At 70.2% G+C, this 15,472-nt stretch carries 12 protein-coding genes; 9 read left to right on the plus strand and 3 right to left on the minus strand.

The features are described from left to right. The first annotated feature begins 32 nt into the window (after positions 1-32). On the plus strand, positions 33-341 hold the full coding sequence (locus ACIBD9_RS00460) for a hypothetical protein (protein WP_124822832.1): 309 nt from the start codon (positions 33-35) through the stop codon (positions 339-341). A 211-nt stretch (positions 342-552) separates the two neighbouring features. Further along, a complete protein-coding gene (locus tag ACIBD9_RS00465) occupies positions 553-1,278 on the plus strand; it encodes a methyltransferase domain-containing protein (protein ID WP_396713233.1) in 726 nt (241 codons plus the stop codon). Positions 1,279-1,292: 14 nt separating this feature from the next. Here the strand turns inward: ACIBD9_RS00465 and ACIBD9_RS00470 are convergent, their stop codons facing one another. After that, positions 1,293-2,324, minus strand: a complete 1,032-nt coding sequence (locus ACIBD9_RS00470) for a LacI family DNA-binding transcriptional regulator (RefSeq protein ID WP_396713235.1) — start codon at positions 2,322-2,324, stop codon at positions 1,293-1,295. Positions 2,325-2,470: 146 nt separating this feature from the next. Here ACIBD9_RS00470 and ACIBD9_RS00475 point away from each other — a divergent pair, with 146 nt between their 5' ends. From ACIBD9_RS00475 to ACIBD9_RS00495, 5 genes are read left to right on the plus strand one after another with little or no spacing between them, the layout of a single operon-like run. Next, entirely contained in the window at positions 2,471-3,985 is a 1,515-nt protein-coding gene (locus ACIBD9_RS00475) for an alpha-N-arabinofuranosidase (protein WP_396713237.1), read from the plus strand. 60 nt (positions 3,986-4,045) lie between these two features. Then, the gene (locus ACIBD9_RS00480) at positions 4,046-5,377 is read left to right on the plus strand and encodes an ABC transporter substrate-binding protein (RefSeq protein ID WP_396713239.1); all 1,332 of its coding nucleotides are present in this window, start codon (positions 4,046-4,048) and stop codon (positions 5,375-5,377) included. 6 nt (positions 5,378-5,383) lie between these two features. Next, complete coding sequence (locus ACIBD9_RS00485) at positions 5,384-6,346, plus strand: carbohydrate ABC transporter permease (protein ID WP_396713241.1); 963 nt, start codon at positions 5,384-5,386, stop codon at positions 6,344-6,346. A 10-nt stretch (positions 6,347-6,356) separates the two neighbouring features. After that, positions 6,357-7,214 carry a carbohydrate ABC transporter permease gene (locus tag ACIBD9_RS00490; protein ID WP_396713243.1) on the plus strand — a complete coding sequence of 286 codons (858 nt, stop codon included), beginning with the start codon at positions 6,357-6,359 and terminating at the stop codon, positions 7,212-7,214. Further along, positions 7,211-8,239: a glycoside hydrolase family 43 protein gene (locus tag ACIBD9_RS00495; protein ID WP_396713245.1), complete on the plus strand. Its 1,029-nt coding sequence runs from the start codon at positions 7,211-7,213 to the stop codon at positions 8,237-8,239. Before ACIBD9_RS00490 ends, ACIBD9_RS00495 begins: the two co-directional genes overlap by 4 nt. A gap of 51 nt (positions 8,240-8,290) precedes the next feature. On the opposite strand, the gene ACIBD9_RS00500 is transcribed toward ACIBD9_RS00495, so the two are convergent. Next, the gene (locus ACIBD9_RS00500) at positions 8,291-9,787 is read right to left on the minus strand and encodes an amino acid permease (protein WP_396713247.1); all 1,497 of its coding nucleotides are present in this window, start codon (positions 9,785-9,787) and stop codon (positions 8,291-8,293) included. A gap of 202 nt (positions 9,788-9,989) precedes the next feature. On the opposite strand from ACIBD9_RS00500, the gene ACIBD9_RS00505 reads away from it, so the two are divergent. Next, positions 9,990-11,651, plus strand: coding sequence for a family 10 glycosylhydrolase (locus ACIBD9_RS00505; protein ID WP_396713249.1), 1,662 nt, complete (start codon positions 9,990-9,992; stop codon positions 11,649-11,651). 179 nt (positions 11,652-11,830) lie between these two features. After that, positions 11,831-12,367: a phospholipase gene (locus tag ACIBD9_RS00510; RefSeq protein ID WP_396713251.1), complete on the plus strand. Its 537-nt coding sequence runs from the start codon at positions 11,831-11,833 to the stop codon at positions 12,365-12,367. A 130-nt stretch (positions 12,368-12,497) separates the two neighbouring features. Here ACIBD9_RS00510 and ACIBD9_RS00515 read toward each other — a convergent pair whose 3' ends face one another. Then, complete coding sequence (locus tag ACIBD9_RS00515; RefSeq protein WP_396713253.1) at positions 12,498-15,338, minus strand: ATP-binding protein; 2,841 nt, start codon at positions 15,336-15,338, stop codon at positions 12,498-12,500. Between the last annotated feature and the right edge of the window lie 134 nt (positions 15,339-15,472).

Consider the following 15,472-nt stretch of genomic DNA (forward strand, 5'->3'; position numbering starts at 1 on the left):
CCCGCGGGCCGGCGCGGGGTGAGAATGACGCCATGCTCAAGTGGGAGTACGCCCTGCTGGTCCGCCGCCGCCAGGCCGCGACCAACGACCTCGGCTGGGAGGTCGTCTTCGTCTGGTACGGCCCGGACGGCTCGATGGTCGACGTGACGCCGTACGGCGACACCTCGCTGGCCCACCTGAACCGGGCCGGTGACCAGGGCTGGGAGTTGGTCGCGATGAGCGAGGACCCGTCCCTGCCCGGCAACCACGAACTGCACCGCTACCACCTCAAGCGGCCGAAGCCCGCCGACCCGCCACCTCGCCAGCGGATGCGCGGCGGCCGCCGGACCCTCTCCGGCTGACCCGTGGCGCGGCCACGTTGGCGTGGGCCGGTGTCCGCGTTGAGCCTGATGCCAGTGAGCATCATGATGCCGGTGTGGCATCACTGACTGTGGACCTGCCTCGCATCCTGCGACACGCCCAGCAGCTAGCTGCACCCGAGCAGGCAACGAGGTGGACTAGCGGGGCATACCGGGCGCGATTGCGGGTAACGCGCGGCGGGAGGTGGCCCGAATGGTCGCTTTGGCGCAAACTCCGCCCTCGGCCGACCGGCTGCGGGCGATCGACGAATTCCTCGGTCAGGCATGGGCGGACCAGGTCCGCCACGACGATCGGTTGCGGGACCTGGCGGTCGAGGTGCGGTTCGACCGGGGCGTGGCCCATCTGACCGGCGACGTGGCCGAGCCCGCTCAGCTACGGCTGGTGCGGGAGATGGTGGGGCGGCTGGCCGGTGTCTACGGCGTCTGGTGCCGGGTGGGCATCGGTGGGCGGGAGCCGGTGATCGTGGACCTCGGTTGTGGGCCGACCAAGCAGTGGTCGAGCAACCTGGGGCTGGACATCTATCCGGCACCCGGCGTGGACGCCGTCGCGGACCTGTCCGGCTCACTGCCGCTCGCCGACAACTCGGTGGACGTCCTCTTCGCGGTGCACATCCTGGAGCACCTGATCGACTTCCTACCGCTGGTCGACGAGTGTCATCGGGTGCTGCGCCCCGGTGGCGTGCTGCACGTGATGAGCCCCTGGTGGGGGCACGTGAACGCGGTGGCCGACCCGACCCACGTCCGGCTGATGGACGTGCAGACGTTCAAGGGGATCTGCCAGCTCCGGCCACCGGGCACGCCCCGGTGGTACCCACTGCACGCCGGCTGCGACGGCGCGTCGATCTTCGCCGACCTGACCCCCCTCCCCCCGGACGCCGATCCGGCACCCCAGTCCCACCTGGCCCGCTTCTTCGACTGACCGCCGAACCACCCCTACTGCTGAAGCGCGGGCGGGAGGGACCGGGGTTGGGTTGATTCGCGAAGTTCCAGGTGGTACGGGGCTTTGAGTTCCTTCGCAGGGGCGGCACGATCGCCGTCCAGGCGGTTGGCCAGGAGTTCGACGGCCAGGCGGGCGATCTGCTCCTTGTCCGGGGCCACGGTGGTCAGCGTCGGAGTGGAGAAGCGGCCGTCCTCGATGTCGTCGAAGCCGACCACCGCCACATCCTCCGGCACCCGCAGGCCGGCCTCGTGCAGAGCGCGCAGGGCACCGAGGGCGAGCGTGTCGTTGAAGCAGAAGACGGCGTCGAGGCGTACGCCGGAGCTGAGCAGGCCGCGCATCGCGGCCGCGCCGTCGGCGCGGTGCCAGGCCGGCGCGGGCGCCACCAGGGTCTCGTCGTAGCCGAGCCCGGCGGCGAGCAGCGCGTCGCGGTAGCCGGCCAGGCGCAGCCGGGCGCTGGCACCCTCGTCGGTGCGCTGCGAGCCGATGGCCGCGATCCGGCGGTGGCCGAGCTGAATCAGTTGACTGGTGACCTCCCGGGCCGCTGTCACGTTGTCGATCACCACTCGATCCGCCGGGCCATGCTCGACCCGCTCCCCGAGCAGCACCATGGGCGTGCCGTCCAGGCCGGCCAGATCCTCCGCGGTGAGCGCCAAAGGGCTGAAGATGAGCCCGTCGATCAGGTGGTCGGTGATGCCGGAGGCGACCACCCGCTCCTGCTCACGCCGACCGCCGGTCTGGTCGATCAGAACCGTCCAGCCGTACTGGGCGGCGGCGGTGACCACGTGGCGGGCCAGCTCGGCGAAGTACGGGATGTCCAGTTCCGGAACGGCCAGCGCGATCACGCCCGTGCGGCCCTTACGGAGGTGACGGGCGGAGAGGTTGGGCCGGTAGTTGAGCTCGGCGATGGCCTCCTCGACCCGAGCGCGGGTGTCCGGCCGCACGTGTACGTAGCCGTTCACCACGTTCGAAACGGTCTTGACGGACACGCCGGCCCGTTCGGCCACGTCTTTGAGCCTGTGCCGCACTGCGCAACCTCCCCGATGTAACCCAGCGCACCTTACCTTGTCTACCGCTCTTTACAACGTTGCCTACAACGTTGTAGAAACGGTGGACACCGGGTGAACGGTGACTGCGCTCACCCGGGCAACGGCATAGGAAAGGTGGCACCCCCTTGCGGACCGCGCAGCTGACGATCGACCCGGCCTTCTCCATCGGCCCGGCCGACCGACGCCTCTTCGGCTCCTTCGTCGAGCACATGGGGCGGTGCGTCTACGGCGGCATCTACGAGCCCGGCCACCCCACCGCCGACTCCCGCGGCCTGCGCCGCGACGTGCTGGACCTCACCCGCGAACTGGGCGTCTCGGTTGTCCGCTACCCGGGTGGCAACTTCGTCTCCGGCTACCGCTGGGAGGACGGGGTTGGGCCGGTCGGTGACCGGCCGCGCCGGCTCGACCTGGCCTGGAAGACGATCGAGACCAACGCCTTCGGGCTGGACGAGTTCATGACGTGGGCCGCCGAGGCCGACGTCGAGCCGATGATGGCGGTCAACCTCGGCACCCGGGGCGTCCAGGAGGCACTGGACCTGCTGGAGTACGCCAACCACCCGGGCGGCACCGAGCTCTCCGACCTGCGGCGCAAGCACGGCGCCGAGGACCCGTACGGCGTGCGGCTGTGGTGCCTGGGCAACGAGATGGACGGGCCGTGGCAGGTCGGCCACAAGACCGCCGACGAGTACGGCCGCCTCGCCGCCGAGGCCGCTCGCGCGATGAAGATGATCGACCCGTCGATCAGCCTGATCGCCTGCGGCAGCTCCAACCGGCGGATGCCCACCTTCGCCTCGTGGGAGGCGACGGTCCTGGAGCACACCTACGAGCACGTCGACTACATCTCGGCGCACACCTACTACGACCCGTCCGACGGCGACCAGGCCAGCGTCCTGGCGTCGGCCGTCGACATGGACAACTTCATCACCGAGGTCGTCGCGACCGCCGACCACGTGGCCGCCAAGCAGCGACACAAGCGCAAGCTGAAGATCTCCTTCGACGAGTGGAACGTCTGGTACGAGTCCCGCCTCCAGGCCGACCTGGACCGGCGTGGCTGGGTCGAGGCTCCGGCGCTGATCGAGGATGACTTCACCGCCGTCGACGCGGTGGTCGTCGGCGACCTGCTGATCACCCTGCTGCGCCACGCCGACCGGGTCGGCGTGGCCGCTCAGGCGCAACTGGCCAACGTGATCGCGCCGATCCGCACCCGCAACGGCGGCCCCGCCTGGCGGCAGAGCATCTTCCACCCGTTCGCGCTGACCGCGCGCTACGCCCGGGGCACCGTGCTGCGCACCGACCCGGTGTCGCCGCGCTACGACACCAAGAAGTACGGGGACGTGCCGGTGCTCGACACCGTCGCCGTGCATGACGAGGAGACCGGCGCACTGACCGTCTTCGCGGTGAACCGTGACCAGACGGACCTCGCATTGGACATCGATCTGCGCGCTCTGCCAGGACTATCCGGTTATTCCTTCCAGAGCATCGCTGCCGGGTCTGACCCGTCGGCGACCAATACCGAGGCCGAGCCCGACCGGGTGACGCCGCGGGAACTGCCCACACCCACCCCCGACGGCGGCCGGTGCACCGTGCGCCTGCCTGCCGTGTCCTGGAGCGTGCTGCGCTTCGGCCCGACCAGCGCCTGATGTCGCACCGGTCCTGAGCAGGCACAATTCATTCCGTTCCCCCTCAAGGAGAGATAAAGCATGATCCAGAACGATATGAGCCGGCGTCGCCTGCTCGGCCTCGGTCTCGGACTCGGCGCCGCGGCCTCGCTGACCCTCGCGGGCTGCGGCGGCGGCGATGACAGCACCTCCGGGCCGGCCGCCGGAAATGGGGGCAAAGAGTACACCGGCCCCAAGGTGGACCTGAAGCTGTGGAACGGCTTCACCGGCGGTGACGGCGACATCTTCAAGGCGCTGGTGAACCAGTTCAACACCGAGCACCAGAACATCGCCGTGTCGGTGGCCACGTACCAGTGGGAGGACTACTACAACAAGCTCCCCGGCGCGGCCTCCAGCGGCAACGGCCCGGACATCGCGGTCATGCACATGGACCAGCTCGCCACCTTCGCCGCCCGTGGCGTCATCACCGAGTTGGACGACGTGGCCAAGAACCTGGAGCTCTCCGAGGCGGACTTCGCCCCCACGGTCTGGAAGGGCGGCCTCTACAACAATAAGCGGTACGGCATTCCGCTGGACATGCACCCGCTCGGCTTCTACTACAACAAGACCGTGATGCAGAAGGCCGGCCTGGATCCGAACAAGCCGCCGACCACCAAGGACGATTTCACGGCGGCGTTGGGCGAGTTCAAGAAGGCCGGCGTGCAGGGCTTCTGGGTCAGCCCGTTCCAGTTCACCGGTGGCATGACGTTCTACTCCCTGCTCAACCAGTGGGGCGGCACCCTCTTCGACGCCGAGGTGGCCAAGGCGACGTTCAACTCCGACCCGGCGGTCGAGGCGTGCACCTGGCTGGTCGACATGATCAAGCAGGGTCACTCGCCGGCCAACGTCGGCCAGGACGCCGAGTACCTGGCGTTCAAGAGCGGCAAGAACGCCTTCACCTTCAACGGCATCTGGCAGATCAACGACCTGAAGAAGAGCCCCGAGGTGCAGTGGGGAGTCGCGCCGCTCCCCCAGATCGGCAGCAAGCCGGCGGCCTGGGCCAACTCGCACAACTTCACCATCGTGAAGCAGCGGGCCAACAACGCCAACAAGATCGCCGGCGCGAAGGTCTTCATCAACTGGTTGAGCCAGCACTCGCTGGACTGGGCCAAGGGCGGCCAGATCCCGGCTCGCAAGGCGGTCCGCGAGAGCGCCGAGTTCAAGGCGCTGCCGGAGATCTCGGCGCTCGCCCCCGAGCTGGAGTACGCGGCCTTCCCGCCGGCGACCCCGGGCCTCGGCGAGGTCATCAAGACCTTCTACGACACGTTCAACGTGGCCGCGCTGGGCAAGAAGTCGCCGAAGCAGGCGCTCGACGAGGGCGTGGCCAAGGCCAACAAGCAGCTCGAGGACAACCGCAAGAAGTACGGGAGCTGATAACCAGTGGCGGACGTGATCGAGGTCGGGGCGGCGCGCGGTGACGCGCCGCCCCCGGCGGCCAACGCTGCCCGCCGGGCCTCGGAGGGCCGGACCGGACGGGCGACGCCATACCTGTTCCTCGCCCCCTACCTGGTGCTGTTCGGGGTCTTCGGCCTGTTGCCGATCGTCGTCGGGCTCTGGCTGAGCGTGCACCAGTGGGACTTCCAGCTGCCGAACCGGCCGTTCGTCGGGTTGGACAACTACAAGGAGCTGTTCTCCAGCGACTCCGCCGTCTACGGCGACTGGTGGCAGAGCGTCCGGGCCACCGCCATCTTCACGGTGCTGTCGGTGCCGCTGCTGGTGGTCGTTCCGCTGGGGCTGGCGCTGCTTCTCAACCGCTCCTTCCCGGGCCGGACCTTCTTCCGGGCGGTCTATTTCGCACCGTACGTGCTGGGTGTCGCGGTGATCGGCCTGCTCTGGCGGTTCCTGCTCGACGCCAACCTCGGCCTTGTCAACCGACTCCTCGGTGTGGTCGGGCTGCCGTCGGACACGCCCTGGGTGACCAACATGCCGTGGGCGTGGATCTCTCTGGTCGGCGTCACCGTCTGGTGGACGTCGGGCTTCAACGCGGTGATCTACCTGGCCGGCCTTCAGGACATCTCGCCGGAGCTGTACGAGGCGGCCCGCATGGACGGCGCGAACACGTGGCAGCGGTTCCGCAACGTCACCCTGCCCGGATTGCGCCCGGTGCTGCTCTTCGTGATCACCACGACCGTGCTCGCCTCGGCGAACATGTTCGGCCAGTCGTTCCTGATCACCCAGGGTGCGCCCGGCACGGAGACTCGCACGGTGGTGTGGTTCATCGTCGAGGAGGGCCTGCGAAACAACAACGCCGGTAAGGCCGCCGCGATGAGCATCGTGTTCGCCCTGATGCTGGCGGTCGTGAGCATCGCCAACTTCCGCCTCTTCCGCTACCGGGAAGACTGAGGGGACCGCCATGACGACGCCCACGCCGACCACCAACGGCACCGCCTCGGGGCCACGCCGGGTCATGTTCTACGCCACCCTGGTCGCGCTCACCCTGATCTTCCTGACCCCGCTGGTGTGGATGGTCATCACCTCACTGAAGACCTACACGGCCGCCCAGGAGATTCCGCCGAGCTGGCTGCCGAACCCGATCGCCGGGTACGGCTACGAACAGATCCTCAACAACTCGGCCAACCCGGTGCTGCGCTGGTTCCTCAACAGCATGGTGGCCGCCACGCTGCACTCGCTGCTGGTGCTGGTGACCGCCTCGATGGCTGCGTACTCCCTGGCCCGGCTGCGGTTCCGCGGGCGCCGGGTGACCTTCGCCCTGATCGTCGGGACGCTGTTCATTCCGCCGACCTCGCTGATCATCCCGAACTTCCTGATCGTCGACCAGCTCAACTGGATCGACACCCTCGCCGTGGTGGTGGTGCCCGGCGCGGCCAGCGCGTTCGGGGTGTTCTTCCTGCGGCAGTTCTTCCTCTCCCTGCCGAACGAGCTGGAGGAGGCCGCCACGCTCGACGGCGCCAACCAGTGGCAGATCTTCTTCAGGGTCGTGCTGCCGCTGTCCAAGCCTGCGCTGGCAACCCTGGCCGTGCTGTCGTTCCTCACCAACTGGAACGACTTCCTCTGGCCGATCTTCGTGCTGTTCAGTCCGGAGCAGCTCACCCTGCCACCGGGCCTGGGCCTGCTCCAGGGCTCGTACGTCACCGACTACCCGGTGATCATGGCGGGCGCGGTACTGGCCAGCCTGCCGGTGCTGATCCTCTTCGTCCTGGCCCAGCGGCACATCATCCAGGGCGTCTCCCGCAGCGGTCTGAAGGGATGACGCGCGTCACCGCCCGGCGACGCGGCGCGGCGGCGATCGTTCTCGCCGCCGCGTTGCTCGTTCCGGGCTGCGCCGACGACACCGAGCCCACGCCCACCACGAGCAACGGGAGGGACCCCAGCATGTTCACCAACCCCGTGGTCAGAAGCGACGCCCCGGACCCGCAGGCGATCCAGGTGGGCGACACCTGGTACCTGTTCCACACCAACTCCGGGGGCCGCAACGTCCCCGTGCTCACCTCGACGGATCTGGTCGACTGGACCGAGGCCGGGGACGCCCTGCCGGCGCTGCCGGACTGGGCGGACGCTGGTAAGACCTGGGCGCCGGAGGCGATCCAGCTCGCGCCGGACCGCTTCCTGCTCTACTACACCGTCGCCGGCCGGGAGTCGGGGCGGCAGTGCGTCGGGCGGGCGGTGGCGAGCGCCCCGCAGGGGCCGTACCGGGACGACGCTGCCGGTCCGCTGATCTGCCAGGCCGACCTGGGCGGGGCGATCGACGCCAGCCCGTTCCGGGACGCCGACGGCAGCCTCTGGCTGCTGTGGAAGAACGACGGCAACGCGATAGGAGTGGACACCTGGCTCTGGTCGCAGCGCCTCGCCGACGACGGCCTGACCCTCGTCGGCGAGCCGACGAAGCTGCTCAAGCAGACCGAGCCGTGGGAGGGCACTCTGATCGAGGGGCCGTTCTTCCACCGCCAGGACGGTCGGCTGCTGCTCTTCTTCGCCGCCAACGCCTATGACCGTGCGGAGTACGCCGAGGGCTACGCGGTCTGCGAGAGCCCGACCGGCCCGTGTGTGAAGGCCGCCGAGAACCCGATCCTGAAGAGCAACGAGGCCGCCTCGGGCCCCGGCCACGCGTCGATGGTGGTCAAGGACGGCCGGACCTGGCTGCTGTACCACGCCTGGCCGCCCGGCCAGGAGGGCAGCACCGACCCGGGTCGTCAGACCTGGCTGGACGAGGTCACCTGGGTCGACGGCAAACCGGTCGTCAAGGGGCCCACGCCCGGGCCCCAGCCGCGCCCCTGAGCTGATCGTGCGGGAGGGCCCCGGAAACGGGGCCCTCCCGCACCTGGCAGGTCAGTCGGTCGCCTCGCGCGGGGCCGGGGCGACCGCCGGTTCGTGTCGGGCCAGCCGGTTGCGGCGGTAGCCGTAGCCGAAGTAGATCAGCGCGCCGAGCAGCATCCAGGCCAGGAACCGCAGCCAGGTCTCCACCGACAGGTTGAGCATCAGGTAGAAGCAGGCCAGCGCCGAGACGATCGGCAGCACCGGCGAGAACGGCACTCGGAACGGCCGCTCCAGGTCCGGACGCTTGCGGCGCAGGATCGGCACCGCGATCGACACGAGGACGAACGCGCAGAGCGCGCCGATGCTGACCAGGTCGGCCAGCGCCGAGAGCGGCAGGAAGCCGGCCAGCAGCGCGACCGCGACCGTCATGATCGCCGAGATCCGGTACGGGGTGCCCCAGCGCGGGTGCACCTTCGCGATCGAGGGCGGGATCAACCCATCCCGGGCGATGGCGAAGCCGATCCGGCCCATTGCCACCAGATCGACCAGGATGACGCTGGTCAGGCCCGCGACGGCGGCGATGGAGACCAGCACGGCCGCCCAGCCCGCGCCGACCGACTCGAAGGCCGACGCGATCGGGGCGCCCCGGTCGATCTCGGTGTACGGCACCATCCCGACCACCACCAGCGAGACGCCGATGTAGAGCACCGTGGAGATCAGCAGCGTGCCGAGCAGACCCAGGGTGAGGTCCCGCTTGGGCTTCCTCGTCTCCTCGCCCAGGTTGGCCACGGCCTCGAAGCCGGTGTACGCGAAGAAGACCACGGCGGCGGCGCTGAGCACCCCGACGAAGCCGAAGACCGAGGGCTCCAGCCCGAAGAGCGCCTGCGTGACCGGTTGCTTGATGCCGTCGTCGCCGCTCCCGGCGGGCTCGGCCGGCGGGATGAACGGGGTGAGGTTGGCGGCCTTGACGAAGAACAGCCCGGCGACCACCACGAAGACGCAGATGGCCACCTTGACCAGCACCAGCAGGTTGGTGATCCGGGCGGACTCCCGGATGCCGACGATCGCCACGATGCCGAGGATCAACACGATGGCGATGGCGCCCACGTTGACCGTGCTGCCCTCCTCGCCGAACCACCGGGTCGGCAGGTCGAGCAGCTCGGCGAGGTAGCCGGACCAACCTCGGGCCACCACGGCGGCGCCGAGGGCGAACTCCAGCAGCAGGTCCCAGCCGATGATCCAGGCCACGATCTCGCCCATCGTGGCGTACGCGTAGGTGTAGGCGCTGCCGGCGGTCGGCACGCTGGAGGCCAGCTCGGCGTAGCAGAGGGCGGCGAGCAGGGCCACCACGCCGGCGATGGCGAAGGAGATCACCACGCCCGGCCCGGCGCTGTCCCGGGCCTCGATCCCGGTGAGCGTGAAGATGCCGGTGCCGATCACGATGCCGATGCCGAAGCCGGTGAGGTCGATCGCGCCGAGCCGCCTCTTCAGCCCCAGCTGGCCGTCGCTGCCGTCGGCCTCACCTTGGGCTATCACGTCCTTGATTGGTTTTGTGCGCAGCACGGACACCCGGTCACCCCTCCCACCGTGCGACCACCTCCGCGGCGGCCGGTGACCGCCGTTGCTACCCAGCGGCGCGATTGGTCAACCACGAACTCTTGCGGCGATGGCCAGACTGTGAAAATTTCCTACCAGCAACGCGGACATCAGCGGCGAATCTTGCCGCGCACCGCGCGAAACATCCGGGAGCCCCAACGAAGGGACACACCGCATGAAAGCCACCCGACTCGGAGTCGCCGGGCTGGTCGCAGCCCTGCTCGGCACGTTCGTCACCGCCACCCCCGGGACCGCCGCACCCGGCGCGGCCGACACCACCAGCACCGCTACCTGCGCCACCGACCCGGCCACCCCGAAGCGGCAGTTCCGGGCCATGTGGATCTCGTCGGTGGTAAACATCGACTGGCCCAGCAAGGCGTCCCAGACCAACCCGGACCGGATCGCGGCCCAACAGGCCGAGTACCGCGAGCTGCTCGACCTGGCCGGGCGACTGCACCACAACGCCGTCGTGGTGCAGGTCCGACCCACCGCCGACGCGCTCTGGCCCTCGCCGTACGAGCCCTGGTCGGAGTACCTGACCGGGGTACGCGGCCAGGACCCGGGCTGGGACCCCCTGGCCTTCCTGGTCGACGAGTCGCACAAGCGGAACCTGGAGTTCCACGCCTGGTTCAACCCGTACCGCGTGTCCATGCCGGCCCCCGGTGGCGCCGGCGCCGACCTCGCCCAACTCGCCCCCGGCCACCCGGCCCAGCAGCACCCCGACTGGACCTTCGCCTACCCACCGGCCGGCGTGGCCGGCAGCCGGCTCTACTACAACCCCGGGATACCCGAGGTCCGCGAGTTCGTCCAGACCGCAATGATGGACGCCGTCAAGCGGTACGACATCGACGGCGTCCACTTCGACGACTACTTCTACCCCTACCCCAGTGGCACCTACCAGGTGCCGGACGACGCGACCTTCGCGGCCCACAACCGGGGCTTCACCGACCGGGCCGACTGGCGGCGGGACAACATCAACCTGCTGGTCCAGGAGATGAACGGCAAGATCAAGGCGGCGAAGCCGTGGGTGAAGTTCGGCGTCAGCCCGTTCGGCATCTGGCGCAACAAGACCGCCGACCCGCTCGGCTCCGACACCACCGGCAGCCAGTCGTACGACATCATCTCCGCCGACACCCGCAAGTGGATCAAGCAGGAGTGGATCGACTACGTGGTGCCGCAGCTCTACTGGTACATCGGCCAGTACCCGGCCGCCGACTACGCGCGCCTCGTGCCGTGGTGGGCCGAGACGGTGCGCGGCACCCGCGTGCAGCTCTACATCGGCCAGGCCGACTACAAGAGCGGCGACCCGGCGTACGGGCCGTACTGGCAGAACCCGCGTGAGCTGTCCGACCACCTGACGCTCAATCGGTCGTACCCGGAGGTGCAGGGCAACGTGCACTTCTCCGCGGTGCAGGTGCGGGCCAACCGGCTCGGCGCCACCGACATCTACGCGGGCGAGCACTACTCCCGCCCGGCGCTGGTGCCGGCCATGCCCCACCTGCCGGCCCGGCCGCTGCTCTTCCCGGTGGTCACCAAGGCGACCCGGCAGGCCGACGGGGTCCGACTCACCTGGCGGCAGCCCGCCGACGGCGTCGGCCCGCTCGGCACCGCCACCTCGTACGCGATCTACCGCTTCGACGGCACCACGCTGCCCGGCCGGTGCGCCACGGCCGACGCCGCGCACCTGGTCGACACCGTCCGGGCCACGCCCGGCGGCACCCAGTCCTGGGTGGACACCTCGGCCGAGCCCGGTCAGCGCTACACCTACCAGCTGACCGCGCTGGACCGGTCGGCCAACGAGAGCCCCGCGAGCCCGCCGGCATTCGTCAGGCACTGACCCACTTCTCTGAATGCCCCGGACGCCTCGCGCGTCCGGGGCATTCGTCTGTTTCAACGTATGTCACCAATAGTTGGCGACGCGCATACCGCCTAGTTGATCAGCTGATCGACACTCATCGACATCCGGTAACCCGCCGGTAACTTCCGTCCCACCCGCTCACCCCGCGGAGGTAACCCGTGCCCCGACGTCTCGCCACCCTGCTCGCCTCGGGCGCGTTAGCGCTGCTCGCCACCCTCACCATCGCCTCCCCCGCCGCCGCCGTCACCCCCGCCCAACGGCTCTCGGTGCTGTCCAGCTGGACCCAGACCAGCGCGTCCAGCTACAACTCGTGGAACAGCGCCCGGGTCAACCGGGCCCCCTGGGCCGAGTACAACTTCAACTGGTCCACCGACTACTGCTCGTCCAGCCCGGACAACCCGCTCGGCTTCACCTTCAACCTGGGCTGCTACCGGCACGACTTCGGCTACCGCAACTACAAGGCGGTCGGCCAGTTCTCCGCCAACAAGTCCCGCCTCGACAGCGCCTTCTACGAGGACCTCAAGCGCGTCTGCGCCACGTACAACTCGGTCGTCCGGCCGGCCTGCTACAGCCTGACCTGGACGTACTACCAGGCGGTCAGCATCTTCGGTTCGGTAGCGGCCGTCCAGCAGGCCGACATCGACCGCGCCGCCCGAATGAAGGCCCAAGCCGAAGCCAACGCCGCCACCCACTAACCCCGCGCCCCCAACCCGCCCCCCTTCGCCGCGTTGATCAAGAGGTTTCGGTCATCGGAAGCGCGTTTCCTGACGCAAATCTCTTGATCAACAAGGGCGGAGCGGGGTGGGTGGGGGGTGGGGTAGGGGGTTAGGCGCGTTCGGTTCGGGTGGCTGGGTGGCGGTCGGAGTCGGTGGGACGGCGGGGTATCGGTTGGGACAGGCCGGTGCTGAAGCGGGTCGAGTCCGCCGCCAGGTCCGGGTGTTCCACGTCGAGTGCCAGCGCCGCGGCCTCGTCCAACCCCAACTCGGCACCCTCGCCGTACGCGTCGTCGAAGGCCGCGTCGCCCAACACCGCGCGCAACTCCGCCTGCTGTTCGGCCCAGTAACCGCCGTAGATGCCGGGGGTGGCACGCATGCTCGCCCGGGTGGCCTGCGCGGCCCCGAACAGGCGGGCTGCGGTCAACCGCTGCCCGCCGATCGCGCAACGCACCGCGACCGCGTTCAAGGTGTCGCACGCCCGGCCGTGGTAGCCGTGCCCCATCCGGGAGCGCAGCGCCACCAGCAGATGCTCGTGGGCGGCGATCACGTCGCCGCGGGCCAGCGCGACCATGCCGAGCAGCATGTCCACCGAACGCCGGCCCCGCTCCACGGGTCGGGCCGCCTCCACCGGACGCACCGCGCCCAGCAGCTCCGCGGCCTCCTCCAGGGCGCCCCGCCGCCAGAGCAGCTCGGCCAGGCTGAACACCGCGAACAGCGCCTCGCCGACCACGTCCTGCCCGTGCGCCCAGTCGATGACCTCCCGGCACACCCGCTCGGCCTCGACGAACTGCCCCATGTCCACCAGCGGCGCGGCCCGGCCGGCGAGCACCCGGGCCAGCAGGCCGGCGTCGCCGGCCTGCCGGGCCGCTGCCTCGGCCCGCTGGGAGTAGCGCAGCTCCTCGGCGAACTCGCCGTCGGCGCCGGCATGCAGCGAGTGCATGTGGTACGCCGCCGCCAGCTCCGCCTCCGGGATCCGCTCCCCCGTCTCGGCGATCCGCCCGTACAGCCGGAACAGCCACAGCCGCCCCTCGCGCGCCAGGCCCCGCTCCAGCCACCACTGGTCCAGCCCGCCCGCCAGACCGAGACCGGCGCGGGCGCTGCCGCCGGTGGCGCACCACCGCAGCGCGGCGCGCAACTCCCCGGCCAGTGGATCGAGGGCATACAACGACAGCGTCACCGGCCGGCCGTCCTGGCCCAGGTGGGCCCGGTCCAACGCGTGCGCCGACCAGGCCACGTGCCGGTCCCGAGCGGCCTGCTCCTCACCCGCCTCGGCCAGCCGCCGCGCCGCGTACGCCCGGATGGGGTCGAGCATCCGGTAGGTGCTGCCGGCGGCGCGCGGCTCGGCCAACACCATCGACTTGTCCACCAGGACCGAGAGCGGGTCCAGCGGATCGTCACCCAGCAGCCACTCCACCGTCGCCAGATCCACCGGGCCGGCGAAGACCGCCAGCCACCGCAGCAGGCGGGCGGCCCGGGGCCCAAGCGTCCGGTACGACCACGTGACGGTGGCCTGCATGGTCAGGTGGCGTTCGGTGGCCGAGCGCTGCACCGCCCGGCTCGCCGGGGTGGGCGGCGACGCACCGGCCGCCGCCGCGACCAGGTCCACGGTGTCCTGCTGGTTGCCGGACCAGCCCCGCTCCACCGGCGGCGGATCCGGGTCCTCCCGGCCGGCGTCCAGGGTGCCGAGGACATCGTCCAGCCGCTCGGCGAGCTGGCCGACGGAGAGCACCCGCAGCCGGGCGGCGGCCAACTCGATGGCGAGCGGCAGACCGTCCAGCCGTTGCACGACCCGGCGCAGGTCGGCGGACTCGGCCGGGTCCGGCTGTCGACCACCACGCGCCGCAGCCGTACGGTCCAGCAGCAGCGCCACCGCGTCGCTCTCCGCACCGTCCGCGCGCGGGTCGACCGAGAGCGGCGGAATCCGCCACACCACCTCGCCGGGCAGGCTGAACGACTCACGACTGGTGGCCAGCACCCGTACGCCGGCCCCGCCGGACAGCAGACGCGCGATCACCTCCGCGCAGGCGGCCGGTTGGGTGTCGCAAGTGTCCAGTACGACAAGCATCCGGCGGCCGGCCGCGTACTCGACGAGGGTGTCCAGCATCGGCCGGCCGGGCTCGGGTCGCAGGCCGAGCACGGCGGCGATGGCGAACGCCACCAACCCCGGGTCGGTCACCGAGGCGATGTCGACGAACCAGACCCCATCCGGGTACGCCTCGACGACTCCGCTGGCCAGCTCCACCGCGAGCCGCGTCTTACCCGCCCCGCCCGCGCCCAGCACGGTGACCAGGCGGTGTTGTCGCACCAGTAGGCCCAACTCGATGCGCTCGGCCTGCCGGCCGACGAACGAGGTCACCTGGGTGGGCAGGTTGTGCGCCACCGCGTCGGCGGTGCGGGGCCGGGGGAACTGCCGCTCCAGACCCGGTGCGATCAGTTGGAACAGTCGTTCCCGGTCGTCGAAGCCGCGCAGTCGGTGCAGGCCCAGGTCGAGCAGGGTCGCACCCGGCGGCAACGGCTCGGCCCGACGTGCGGTGGACGCCGTGCAGAGCACCTGCCCGCCGTGCGCGGCGGCGGCCACCCGGGCGGCCCGGTGCACCTCGGGGCTGGCGTACTCGCCGTCGCGTGGCTCGGCGTAGCCGGTGTGCAGGCCCATTCGCACGCGGGGCGCGGCTTCGGAGGTGGGCCAGTCGTGGCTGGACAGTGCGCGCTGGGCGGTCAGGCACGCGGTCATCGCCGCGGTCGCTTCCTCGAAGGCCAGGAAGAACGAGTCGCCCTCAGTCAGCAGCTCCGCGCCACCCGTGCTGGCCAGCGTGCGACGCAGCAGCCGTCGATGCTCGGCGAGCACCGGGCGGTAGTCCGGGCCGAGTAGCTGGGACAGCCGGGTTGAGCCCTCGATATCGGTGAATACGAAGGTCACCCAACCGCTCGGGAGCTGGATCCGTGGCGACATGCGAGGAACCTCCGCCCGTGACGTCGGGTTCATGCTGCCTGAGTCCGGACGATCACACATCGTGAGAACGGTTGGGCAAGTGCCGCCTCAACGTGCCACTCGGACCCGCTCCCGGCAAGGCTGGCCCACCAGGC

It is taken from the genome of Micromonospora sp. NPDC050784 (genome assembly GCF_044456765.1).
Classification (GTDB): Bacteria; Actinomycetota; Actinomycetes; order Mycobacteriales; family Micromonosporaceae; genus Micromonospora; species Micromonospora foliorum.